The organism is Rhizobium sp. JAB6, from assembly GCF_003024605.1.
Taxonomy (GTDB): Bacteria; Pseudomonadota; Alphaproteobacteria; order Rhizobiales; family Rhizobiaceae; genus Rhizobium.
In genome coordinates this window covers 187,384-199,730 of record NZ_PYJQ01000011.1, presented here as the reverse complement: position 1 = coordinate 199,730, position 12,347 = coordinate 187,384, and the positions used below count along the sequence as shown (strand labels likewise).

At 62.4% G+C, this 12,347-nt stretch carries 8 protein-coding genes; 4 read left to right on the top strand and 4 right to left on the bottom strand.

Translation table 11 applies throughout. The features are described from left to right. The first annotated feature begins 432 nt into the window (after positions 1 to 432). The 3 genes from hrpB (at position 433) to C7U61_RS19315 (ending at position 4,901) form a co-directional block, all read left to right on the top strand. The gene (hrpB, locus tag C7U61_RS19325) at positions 433 to 2,898 is read left to right on the top strand and encodes an ATP-dependent helicase HrpB (protein WP_106999677.1); all 2,466 of its coding nucleotides are present in this window, start codon (positions 433 to 435) and stop codon (positions 2,896 to 2,898) included. 47 nt (positions 2,899 to 2,945) lie between these two features. Continuing rightward, positions 2,946 to 4,238 (top strand): ActS/PrrB/RegB family redox-sensitive histidine kinase, encoded by a 1,293-nt coding sequence (locus C7U61_RS19320; protein WP_181315881.1) that lies wholly within the window; start codon positions 2,946 to 2,948, stop codon positions 4,236 to 4,238. 75 nt (positions 4,239 to 4,313) lie between these two features. Then, positions 4,314 to 4,901 carry an ActR/PrrA/RegA family redox response regulator transcription factor gene (locus C7U61_RS19315; RefSeq protein ID WP_106999692.1) on the top strand — a complete coding sequence of 196 codons (588 nt, stop codon included), beginning with the start codon at positions 4,314 to 4,316 and terminating at the stop codon, positions 4,899 to 4,901. 2 nt (positions 4,902 to 4,903) lie between these two features. Here the strand turns inward: C7U61_RS19315 and C7U61_RS19310 are convergent, their stop codons facing one another. Next, complete coding sequence (locus tag C7U61_RS19310; RefSeq protein WP_106999675.1) at positions 4,904 to 5,392, bottom strand: MmcB family DNA repair protein; 489 nt, start codon at positions 5,390 to 5,392, stop codon at positions 4,904 to 4,906. A gap of 181 nt (positions 5,393 to 5,573) precedes the next feature. On the opposite strand from C7U61_RS19310, the gene C7U61_RS19305 reads away from it, so the two are divergent. Further along, a complete protein-coding gene (locus tag C7U61_RS19305; protein ID WP_106999691.1) occupies positions 5,574 to 6,248 on the top strand; it encodes a L,D-transpeptidase in 675 nt (224 codons plus the stop codon). A gap of 260 nt (positions 6,249 to 6,508) precedes the next feature. Here the strand turns inward: C7U61_RS19305 and C7U61_RS19300 are convergent, their stop codons facing one another. The 3 genes from C7U61_RS19300 to C7U61_RS19290 all read right to left on the bottom strand — a co-directional run bounded on the left by C7U61_RS19300 (position 6,509) and on the right by C7U61_RS19290 (position 12,280). Next, on the bottom strand, positions 6,509 to 8,677 hold the full coding sequence (locus C7U61_RS19300; RefSeq protein WP_106999674.1) for a malate synthase G: 2,169 nt from the start codon (positions 8,675 to 8,677) through the stop codon (positions 6,509 to 6,511). A 118-nt stretch (positions 8,678 to 8,795) separates the two neighbouring features. Then, on the bottom strand, positions 8,796 to 10,799 hold the full coding sequence (locus C7U61_RS19295) for a hydantoinase/oxoprolinase family protein (RefSeq protein WP_106999673.1): 2,004 nt from the start codon (positions 10,797 to 10,799) through the stop codon (positions 8,796 to 8,798). A gap of 86 nt (positions 10,800 to 10,885) precedes the next feature. Further along, complete coding sequence (locus tag C7U61_RS19290) at positions 10,886 to 12,280, bottom strand: cytochrome P450 (protein WP_106999672.1); 1,395 nt, start codon at positions 12,278 to 12,280, stop codon at positions 10,886 to 10,888. Positions 12,281 to 12,347: the final 67 nt, after the last annotated feature.

Here is a 12,347-nt window from a genome sequence, read left to right as displayed (position 1 = left end):
GAAACTTCGTCGCCAGCAGCGCCGCCGCCCTCGTCAGTGATCGGGCTTATAGACCCTACCTCCGAACCAAGTCAACACTCCAGCTGTAAAAATTCTGACATTTTTGTAACCCACTGAAACATAACAATGTTTTGTAAGCACGCCAGAAATTACGGAGAGTTTTTCTATGAGAGGCCGCAATTTCGGGATTTATTTTGCGCCGACTGTCGGAATCGTCCTGATCGGTGCTCCCAAAGAGCTACTTGCGCCTTGTTGCAGGCATCGGAGCCGCCTCTCATTGCCAGCCGGACACCCGCGACCTAATAGACATCGAGAGATTGAAGAGAGCGGATATGGTGCTTCTCGATAAAAGGTGGCAGAGGCCGCGTCGAACTGCCAAGCGCCAGCTTTCGCCCATAAACATATGCGGAGCCAGCCGGCGTGATATATAGAATGCCTTCATTGCCGGAGCTACCGGTCTCTCATGTGCTTGCCGATATCGGTGCAGCACTCTCCGGGGAGCGGCGTGCCGTGCTTTCTGCGGCGCCCGGCGCCGGCAAGACGACGCTGGTGCCGCTTTATCTCTTAGGGCAGGAGTGGCGCGGCGATGGCAGGATCATTCTTCTGGAACCGCGGCGGCTGGCGGCAAGGGCCGCTGCTGCCCGTATGGCCTCGCTGCTGAACGAGCAGGTCGGCGATACCGTCGGCTACCGCATGCGGCTCGATAACCGCATCTCCGCCAAGACCCGCATCGAGGTGGTGACGGAGGGCGTGTTCGCGCGGATGATCCTCGACGACCCGGAACTTTCCGGCATCTCCACCGTCATCTTCGACGAATTCCACGAGCGCTCGCTGGATGCGGATTTCGGTCTGGCGCTGGCGCTCGACGTGCAATCGGCATTGCGAGAGGATCTGCGCATCCTCGTGATGTCGGCGACGCTGGATGTCGAGCGTGTCGCTGAACTCCTCGACCATCCGCCCGTGATCGAGAGCATGGGCCGCAGTTTTCCGATCGATATCCGCCATCAGGATCGCCCGGCGGGAGAGCGGATCGAGGATACGGTGACGCGGGCGATTCTCAATGCGCATGCGGGCGAACAGGGTTCCATCCTCGCCTTCCTGCCCGGTCAGGCGGAAATCACCCGCACGGTGGAGCGGCTGGAAGGCCGGTTCGGGCCGGAGACGATGATTGCGCCGCTCTATGGCAATCTCAGCCAGAAGGAACAGGATGCGGCGATAAGGCCCGCTGCCCAAGGCACGCGCAAGATCGTGCTTGCCACCTCGATCGCCGAAACTTCCATCACCATCGATGGCGTCCGCATCGTCATCGATAGCGGCCTGCAGCGCCTGCCTGTCTTCGAGGCTTCGACCGGCATTACACGGCTCGAAACGGTGCGCGTGTCGCGTGCCTCGGCCGATCAGCGCGCCGGCCGCGCCGGGCGAACCGAGCCGGGCATCGTCATCCGCCTGTGGCACCCGGGCCAGACGGCGGCGCTTCCAACCTTTACGCCGCCGCAGATCCTTACCAGCGACCTTTCGGGCCTGGCGCTCGATCTTGCCCATTGGGGCGTGCAGGATCCGGCAACGCTTTCTTTCGTCGACCAGCCACCTGCGACGACGCTCTCCGAGGCACGGACCTTACTGCGGCAGCTGGGAGCGCTCGACGCGGAAAACGGGCTGACGACGCGCGGCCGGCTGATGCGCGAGCTCGCTCTACCTCCACGGCTGGCAGCCATGGTGATCTCGGCTGGCGAATTCGGCCAGGCGCGCGAGGCCGCGCTGCTTGCTGTGCTGCTGACGGAACAGGGGCTTGGCGGCCAGAGCATCGATCTGGAAGACCGGTTGCGGCGCTTCAAGACTGAGAAAGGCGAACGAGCCGATGCGGCGCGCCGGCTGGCGGCGCGTCTCGCTCAGGCTGCCGGCGGCAATGGCGGTTCCGCCGCTTCCATTCCGCCGCCTGCCGGGGCGCTGCTGCTGCATGCCTTTCCCGATCGAATCGCGCTGCAGCGCGGCGGCCGGGGACGATTCGTCATGGCCAATGGGCGCGGTGCGGAACTGACGGAGACCGAGCGGCTGGCGGGATCGCAGATGCTCGTCATCGCCGACCTGACCGGCCGTGCGGCGCAGGCGCGCATTCTCGCAGCCGCAGAGATTTCCCGCGCCGGTGTCGAAGAACATTTGCCGGGCGAGATCCGCACCGAAGAGCAGAGCTTTTTCGACAAAGAGAGCCGTCAGGTGCGCGCACGACGAGCGACGCGGCTCGGCGCCATCATCTTCGAGGAAACACCCCTGCCGCGGCCCACCGGCGAACAGGCCACCAAGGCGCTCGCCGACGGCATTCGCGAACTCGGGATCGGTGTTCTGCCTTTCTCCAAGGAAGCGATGCAGCTGCGAGACAGGATCGGCTTCTTATACAGGACGATCGGCGAACCCTGGCCCGACATGAGCGACGAGGCGCTGCTTGCAAGGCTCGATGAATGGTTCACGCCGTTTCAGCCCGACGCACGCGGCATTTCCGATATCTCGGCCGGCGGGCTCTCCAACGGGCTCATGTCTCTCGTGCCGCATGAGCTGCAGCGCGATCTCGCCCGGATGGCGCCGACGCATTTCGAGGCGCCGACCGGTCAGCGCCATCCTATACAATATGACGGCGAGGAGCCGCTGCTCACCATTCGCGTGCAGGAGCTCTTCGGGCTGAAGCAGCATCCGGCGATCGGTGGCGGCCGGTTGCCGCTGGTGCTGGAATTGACATCGCCGGCACATCGCCCGATCCAGACGACGCGCGACCTGCCGGGCTTCTGGGCCGGCTCCTGGAAGGATGTGCGCGCAGACATGCGCGGGCGTTACCCAAGGCATCCCTGGCCGGAAGATCCGGCCGAAGCCTTGCCGACCACACGCGCCAAGCCGAGGGGGACCTGACGATGGCACGCTTCTTCCGGGGACTGGAAAAACTCTCCGAGGCCGAGATGAAGGCGCAGGAGGGCCACCATACCAGCCGGCGGCTGAGGCTGCAGACGCTGGTGCGCCTGCGCTGGCTTGCGGTCGGCGGCCAGACGGTGACGGTCATGATCGTCGCCTTCTGGCTGAAATTTCCCATGCCGCTCCTGCCCTGCTGCGTGCTGATCGCCTGCCTTGCCTGGATCAACTTCTTCCTGACGCTGCGCTATCCGCCCACCCACCGGCTGGAACCGCCGGCGGCCTTTGCGCTGCTCGGTCTCGACCTTCTACAGCTCTGCGGGCTGCTGCTGATCACCGGCGGTCTTGCCAACCCTTTCTCGGCACTGGTCTGCGTGCCGGTCATCATCTCCTTCGCCTCGCAGCCGATCCGCTACAGCATGCCGCTGATCCTGCTGGCGATGATCTGCATTACCGGCCTTGCCTTCTCTCCCTTCCCGCTCCCCTGGTACGAGGGCGTCTCTATCAATGTGCACAGCGTCATGCAGCTTGGCGTCTGGTGCTCCATCGCCTCCACCATGGCCTTTGCCGCCTTCTATGCCTATCGCGTCTCCATGGAGGCCTCGCAGCTTGCCGACGCGCTCTCGGCAACTGAACTGGTGCTGCAGCGGGAAAAGCACCTGTCGCAGCTCGACGGGCTGGCGGCAGCGGCGGCACACGAGCTCGGCACGCCGCTTGCGACGATCAGCGTCGTCGCCAAGGAAATGGAACGCGAACTCAGGGGGGATGACCGCTTCCGCGAGGACGTGGCGCTCTTGCGCAGCCAGAGCGAGCGCTGCCGCGACATCCTGCGACGCCTCACGACGCTCTCCTCCGAGGACGAGGCGCATATGCGGCGGCTGACGCTGTCCTCGATGATGGAAGAGATCATTGCGCCGCATCGCGAATTCGGGATCAACCTGGAATTCATCGAGAAGAACCCACGAGCGGGCGAGCCTGTTCTGTCGCGCAATGCCGGCATCATGTACGGCCTCGGCAACCTCATCGAAAATGCGGTCGACTATGCCCGCAAGACTGTGACCGTCACGGTGGACTATACCGCCGAAACTCTGACTATTATCATCGAGGACGATGGCAGCGGGTACTCGCCGGAAATACTGGCGCGCATCGGTGAACCCTATGTCACCTCCCGCCAGCGGGACGATACCGCAGGCGGCCTCGGCCTCGGGCTCTTCATTGCCAAGACGCTGCTGGAACGCTCGGGCGCCACACTTTCCTTCGGCAATCGCGATCCGGAAACGCCGGGAGCACGCGTCCGCGTCGAATGGCCGCGCGTATTAATCGACAGTAATTCGACAAAATGATTTTCGCGGCTTAAAACTGCCATCGTCAAAATCGGTTGAATATGCAGGCGAATGGTCGCCGGGATTGAAGATAAAATGACGGATAGAGAAAGCGCTGCCCCGCAGGTCGGGGCCAAGGATGCCGAGGCCCATATCGGCCCGGATGCCACATTGCTGATCGTCGATGACGATGGTCCCTTTCTGCGCCGGCTGGCGCGGGCAATGGAGGCACGCGGCTTTGCGGTCGAGACGGCGGAATCCGTGGCGGAAGGCGTTGCCAGATCCAAGGCGAACCCGCCGAAATACGCCGTGGTCGATCTTCGTCTCGGGGACGGCAACGGGCTCGACGTGATCGAAGCCATCCGCCAGCGGCGCGACGACACGCACATCGTGGTGCTGACGGGCTATGGCAACATCGCGACCGCCGTGACCGCCGTCAAGCTCGGCGCGCTCGACTATCTCGCCAAGCCTGCCGATGCCGACGACGTTTATGCGGCGCTGACGCAGCGTCCCGGCGAGAAGGCCGAGGTGCCCGAAAATCCGATGTCGGCGGATCGCGTGCGCTGGGAGCATATCCAGCGCGTCTATGAAATGTGCGAGCGCAATGTTTCCGAAACCGCCCGGCGGCTCAACATGCATCGTCGCACTTTGCAGCGCATCCTTGCCAAGCGGGCGCCGAAATAAACCTACTCGGCGGCGAAGGACTTCCCCGTTGCCCATTCGGCCAATAGCAGGCGCTGAGCGGCGGCACGCGAGAAATTGAGCGTCACGGACTTGCGCGTCGCCGGCTGCAGCCGATGTTCCGGCGCCTCGCGCAGCATGTGGGCACCGTAGCCGTCCGACAGAAATAGCCCGCAATCCTCCGGGAAGATATCCAGCGGCACATCCTTGTGTGTCGCGAAGAACATCCGGTCGCAATGCTGCCGGTATTCCGGCCACTTGCGATCGACGCGGAAATCCTCGATCGAAGTCTTGATTTCGATGATCCAGATCTCGCCCTTCTCCGAAAGGCTGATGAGATCGGCGCGGCGCCCGCTGGCGAGCGGCAACTCGGGCAGGACTGCGTGGCGCATGTCGTGCAGTAATAGTTGCACGCCCTTGCGTACAAGCATGGCCCGCTCCGACTGACGGCCATCTATTAACGGATTGTTATTGTAAACGTTCAAAATCGTCATGAATTGTCTCGGGGACAGGCCAAGCGTTGTTGCAAAAAAACCATGTCCTTCTAATTTGCGCGCCGGCCCTATTTTTGTAGGGCGAGAGCCGCTTGCAAAGCCAAGTTTAATGGAAAATAAACCGTAGACAAAGATGGTTGATAGCCATCCGCTCCCCGCCACGAAATTTCGAGAGACTTTCATGCGCATACGCAATGCTATGACCGCACTCGGCCTTGTCGCAATGCTTGTATCGGCTGGCTACGCCACCACTGCAGCAGCAGCGCCGGCCGCCACCGCAAATTCGGCTACCGAGACCATCAAGACTTTCGATGGCGATTATGGTGTGACGACCGACAACGGCTTTCAGCTGCCGGCGATCCCGATCCAGAAGGTGAAGCCGCAGTTCCGCCGTCAGATCGTCCAATACAAGACGGATGAAGCCGAAGGCACGATCATCGTCAATACGCGCGAGCGTCATCTCTATTACATCCTCGGCAATGGCGAAGCGATGCGTTACGGCATCGGCGTCGGCAAGCAGGGCTTCTCCTGGTCCGGCACCGCCTATATTGCCTGGAAGCAGGAATGGCCGAATTGGCATCCGCCGAAGGAAATGGCTGTTCGCCGTCCGGAAATCGCCAAGTATGTCGATGGCGGCATGAACCCGGGCCTTTCCAACCCGCTCGGCGCGCGCGCCATGTATCTCTACAACGAAAAGGGCCAGGACACGCTGTTCCGCCTGCACGGCACGCCGGAATGGGCTTCGATCGGCACCGCCGCCTCCTCGGGCTGCATCCGCCTGATCAACCAGGACGTCATCGATCTTTACAGCCGCGTTCTTCCGGGCCGCAGCACCAAGGTTATCGTGATCCAGTAATCACGGGATATTCGGATTGAAAGGCCGCCGGATCGGTATCCGGCGGCTTTTTGTTTGAGGGACTTGGGATCGATCCCGACCGTCACACCCGCCCTCGTCCTTCGAGGCTTCGCCTTTGGCAGCGCGCCTCAGGATGAGGGCTGACCTTTTTCCTGGCCGCAAGACCCCTTCCACCTCATCCTGAGGCGCCTTGCCGTCAAAACGTCAGCCGGACGGCACGGCCTCGAAGGATCGAGGTGGCCCTGACGGAGAGAAGGAGATTATCCCGCCTGCTTTGCCTTCAGTTCGATGCGGCGGCGATGCAGGACCGGTTCGGTATAGCCGCTCGGCTGCTCGCGTCCCTTGAGGACGAGATCGAGGGCCGCTTGAAAGGCGACGGAGCCTTCGAAATTGCCCGACATGGGGATGTAATTGGGATCGCCGGCATTCTGCCGGTCAACCACGGCGGCCATGCGCTTCATCGTTTCGACAATCTGCGCCTCGCTGATGACCTTGTGGTGCAGCCAGTTCGCCATATGCTGCGCCGAGATGCGCAGGGTGGCGCGATCTTCCATCAGGCCGACATTGTTGATGTCCGGTACCTTCGAGCAGCCGACGCCCTGATCGACCCAGCGCACGACGTAGCCGAGGATACCCTGGCTGTTGTTGTCGATCTCGCGCTGGATTTCCTCCGGCGTCCAATTCGGCCGCGAAGCGACCGGCACGGAGAGGATATCGGAGAGCTTGGCGCGAGCGCGGCTCTTCAGGCTCTTCTGCACCTCGGCGACGTTGACGCGATGATAATGGGTGGCGTGCAAAGTCGCGGCCGTCGGCGACGGCACCCAGGCGGTGTTGGCGCCGGCCTTGGGATGCGCGATCTTCTGCTCCAGCATGGCGGCCATGAGATCCGGCATCGCCCACATGCCCTTGCCGATCTGGGCATGGCCCGACAGGCCGCATTCCAGGCCGATATCGACGTTCCAGTTCTCATAAGCGGCGATCCAGGGGGCCTGCTTCATGTCGCCCTTGCGGATCATCGGGCCGGCTTCCATCGAGGTATGGATCTCGTCGCCGGTGCGGTCGAGGAAGCCGGTATTGATGAAGACGACGCGTTCACGGGCGGCGCGGATGGCTTCCTTGAGGTTGACCGTGGTGCGGCGCTCCTCGTCCATGATGCCCATCTTCATGGTATTTCTGGGCATGCCGAGCAGGTCTTCGACGCGCGTGAAGATATCGACGGCGAAGGCGACCTCTTCGGGGCCGTGCATCTTCGGCTTGACGACATACATCGAGCCGGTGCGTGAATTCTTACGGCGGCCATTCGGACCGATGTCATAGAGCGCGATCAGGCCGGTGATGGCGGCATCCATGATGCCCTCCGGCACCTCGTTGCCGTCACGGTCGAGAATGGCCGGATTGGTCATCAGGTGGCCGACATTGCGCACCAGCATCAGAGAGCGGCAATGCAGATCGAAGGTGCTGCCGTCCGGCGCGGTGTAGGCGACATCAGGATTGAGCCGGCGCGTAAACGTCTTGCCGCCCTTGGCGACTTCCTCGGTCAGATCGCCCTTCATCAGGCCGAGCCAGTTGCGATAGACCTCCGCCTTGTCCTCGGCATCGACAGCTGCGATCGAATCCTCGCAATCCATGATCGTCGTGATTGCCGATTCCAGGCGGACATCGGAAATGCCTGCCGGGTCGGTCTTGCCGATGGCCGTGCTCGTGTCGACGACGATTTCGATATGGATGCCGTTCTGCTTCAGCAGGATATGCGTGGGGGCAGCGGCACCGCCGAGATAGCCGGCGAAATGGCTGCCATCGGCGAGCTTTACAGCGCCGTCCTTGGTCGCGATCGCCAAAGCGCCATCCTTCACGGCAAAACCGGTAACATCCTTCCAGCTCGCGCCATCAAGCGGCACGGTGGAATCAAGAAAATCCCGGACCCAGGCGATGACCTTCTCGCCGCGCTTGGGATTGTAGCCCTTGTCTTTTTCGGCACCATCGGTCTCGGGAATGGCATCGGTGCCGTAGAGGGCGTCGTAGAGCGATCCCCAGCGGGCATTGGCCGCGTTCAGGGCATAGCGGGCATTCATGACGGGAACGACGAGCTGCGGGCCGGCGATATGAGAGATTTCCGGATCGACATCGGCGGTCGAAATCGTAAAAGCCGGGCCTTCGGGCACAATGTAACCGATCTCGCGCAGGAAGGCTTCGTAGGCGGCCAGATCGACGGGGGCGCCGTTCTTGCGATACCAGTCGTCCAGTGCTGTCTGCATGCGGTCCCGCTTGGCGAGAAGCTCACGATTTCTCGGCGCGAGATCGTGGACGATTTTGGAAAAACCGGCAAAGAAGGCTTCGGCATCGACGCCCGAACCGGGTAGCGCCTCCTCGACGAGGAAATCGTAAAGGACCTGTTCGATCTGAAGCCCGTGTTTCTCAATGCGGCTCATGCCATATACTCCTCAAGGCCGTTCTACGGCTCAATTTTTACATGTTGCCACTTTGCTCACGGTTTCACTTCTGTCAATTTGGCAATGGTTCGAAAGATTTATGCCATAGGAGAAATAATTAGTCCGTGGCGATGCGAGGACGGCCGCTGGCGGTCGCCACGAACCGGGCCTCGATCAGCTTGCGACTGCCTTCCACCTCCGGCGCATCCACCTGCTCGTCCATCGCTACGACGAGATCGACGGCGCCATTCAGCCTTGCCTGCGCCATTGCAGCTTCGACCGCCCGCGCGCGGGCATCGGCGAAACTGCGGCTCTCGTCGGTAAAGCGCAGGCTCTCGCCGGCGCCGTTCAGAACATAGATGCCATCCTCCGGCATGGTGACGAAGACGATGGCACTGGCCCGCACTTGGCCGACCACTGCACCGACGGCATTCGCCACATCCGAATCACCAGGGATGGCGCTCTCGGTCGCCAGCATCTCCGCGATCGCAGGATAATAGACCGGGGCGGAAGCGCCGAGGCCGACCAGCGGCCGATCGAGCGAGATGGCAAAACGGGCGATCCCCGGCGCGCGGCGAAGGGCACGATCGATGGAGATGGATTTCGCCGGGTTCAGATCGGCCACGCCGTCCTCGGCCAAGCAGGCGGCAAGGATGACGTCGGCCGACTGGCGGGTGAGGCGATCGACGATCTTCTGCGCCAGTTCCTCGATGGATTCGGCGATGGGACGGCCGGAACCGTCCCTCAGCCGCATCGCCAGCGCCAATCCCGATCGGGCAGCCTCAGTATTCCACTGGCTCTGTCGGCCGAGCGCATGCATGGCATCCGAAGGCGTCAGGCCGCTCAGATGCACGAGACCGCGCGCCACCAATCGATCCAGCGTTGCCTTCTGCGAAGTCATCGTCAAAAGCTTGTCGAGCGCAACGGGGACGGGGCCGATGCGATCGAACAGCGCCTGCTCCGGGCCGCTGAGGCCGCTTGCAAGATGGTCGGGTACGCCGGTGCGGAGCGCAAAGCGCCCGGCATTGCGGGCAAGATGCGTCGCTCGCAGCTGCTGCTCCAATACTTCAAGCACGACAGCTCCATGCATGTGAGCGGCGAGACTGAGCGGCAGCAAGCGGCGCGGACCGAGTTCGAAGGCGGCGACGAGGCCGCGGTCATTGATCTTCACTTCCGAATCGCCGCCGAGACCATAGGTGCGCATGGCGACGGCCTCGACCATGGTGCGATAGCCTCCGACCACGGCGCCATCGGCATCGAGCCGCGGCCGGCCATCCTCCATGACGGCGACATCGGTCGTGGTGCCGCCGATATCGGAAACGACCGCATTGTCGAGACCGGTAAGATAACGCGCGCCGACGAGACTTGCGGCCGGACCCGAAAGGATCGTTTCGATCGGCCGGAGCTTCGCCTCGTCGGCTGAAATCAAGGCGCCATCGCCGCGCACCACCATCATCGGAGCGGAAATGCCACGCGTCGCCAGAAACCCTTCGCAGGCACCGACGAGACGATCGATCATCGACACGAGCCGGGCATTGAGCAGCGTCGTCAGGGCGCGGCGCGGCCCGCCCAATTTGGACGAGAGTTCATGGCTGCAGGTGACGGGCAGATGCGAGATCTCGCGAATACAGTCACGCACCTTGATCTCATGAGCCGGATTCCGCACGGCGAAATAGCCGGCAACGGCGAAGGACGACACCGATTTCGCCAATTCCGGCAACGCATCGAGCAACGCCGCCAGATCGAGCGGGCTTTCGTTGCCATGAACATTATGGCCGCCGGGAAGATAGAGCACCGGATCGGATCCCAGTGCTTCCGCAAGACCGTCACGCTTGAGATCCTCGGGGCCAAAGCCGATCATGATCAGACCGGCACGGCCGCCCTGCCCTTCCACCAGCGCATTGGTGGCAAGCGTCGTAGACAGCGACACGAGACCGATGGCTGAGACGGGAATCTCGGCTTTAGCAATCACGGCGTCGACGGCGCCGGCGATGCCGACGGCCAGATCATGCCGCGTGGTCAATGATTTCGCCTTAGCGATCACGCCATCGGTTTCATGGAAGAGAACGGCATCGGTGTAGGTTCCACCGGTGTCGATGCCGAGCAGGAAATGAGACGTCACGACAATATCCAGCCTTGAATGCACTGTGATGTCGTTATTGCACCCTTCCGGGCCGGGCCGCTAGCTGGCAAGCGGCAAAAACAGTCCTATCGCCTCTTCACCCGCATCGGCAGACCTCCGCGGGGCTGCGTCGTCAGCTTCTGCACCGGCCAGGGGTTGGTATCCTCCGTCAGGTCGAAGCGGAAGCGGCGCATCATAACGGCTAGGGCAATGACCGCTTCCTGCAGCGCGAAGGTCGCGCCGATGCAGACGCGCGGACCGGCGCCGAAAGGCAGATACTGGAAGCGGTTGATCTTGCCGCGATTTTCCGGAAGGAAGCGCTCCGGCATGAACGCGCGCGGCTTTTCCCAATAGAGTTCGTGGCGATGCAGCGTCCAGGGCATGATCAGGACGGTGATGCCCTTCTCCATCGTCACGCGCTCACCTTTGGCGCCCGTCCATTCGTCATCGGCGATGGCGGCGCGGTTGATCGACGGCGCTGGCGGATAGAGGCGCATCGCCTCCTCGAAAGCGGCGCGGACATGCGGCATGAGATCGAGCCAGGCGACCGGCTCTGCATCGGTTGCGAGCACGCGGTCGACTTCCTCTTCCATGGCCTGGCGAATATGTGGGCTATTGGCGACGCAATAGAGCGTCCAGGCAAGCGCACGGGCCGTCGTCTCATGACCGGCGCCGATGAAGGTGAGGATATTGTCCTCGATCTCCTCCATCGTCAGGCCGTCGGGACCGGCCTTTTCGAGAAGCAGCGTCAGAAAATCATCCGGGGCACTGGCGCGATCCCGGCGCATCTTTTCCAGGCGCTGATCCATCGTGTTGCGCACGATGCCGCGAAATTTGTCGAGCACGCGCTGGCCGCCGATGCGGGTGATGCGCGGCACCCAGGCAGGGGCGCGCAAAAGATCCATGGGATCGACTCTACCCATGCGATGCAGGAGCTCATTGACCTCATCAGCGAAATGCTCGCCTTCGGTGGCGATCTCGCCGGAAAACAAGGTCTCCGCCAGAATGGCGAAGGTCAGTTCGGCCATGTCGGTAGCGATATCGAACACCGCGCCCTTCTCGCCAACCCCCTCGTATTTCTGCACATAGTCCAGGCTCTGGCTCAGCATCTGGCCGGCAAAGCCCTGAGCATGGCGCGGCGTGAACACCGGTGCGACCGCCTTGCGCGAACGTTTCCAGACAGCCCCTTCCGCCGTCAGCAGACCATCACGCAGGATCGGCCGCAGCACGAGCTGGCGAATATCGGACATGCGGTAATTGGCGGCATTGTCGACCAGAACATGCTTGATCAGGCCGGGATCGTTGACGATCAGCGTCCGCTCGTTGAAGAACTTGGTCTTGATCCAGGGCAGCGTATAGGAGGGCTCACCCCAGAGTTCGAGCGGATTGCGCAGGATCGTGCGGATGATCGTCAAGCGCGATGGCGGCACGGTGCGCGGGATGGGCGCCGGCGGGGAGAAGGCTTCCGGAATCATGTCCATGATCAACTCTCCTCGAAATCGGCATTGCTCGAATGAAGGCGGCGGAGCGGCGCACCCGTCCGATATG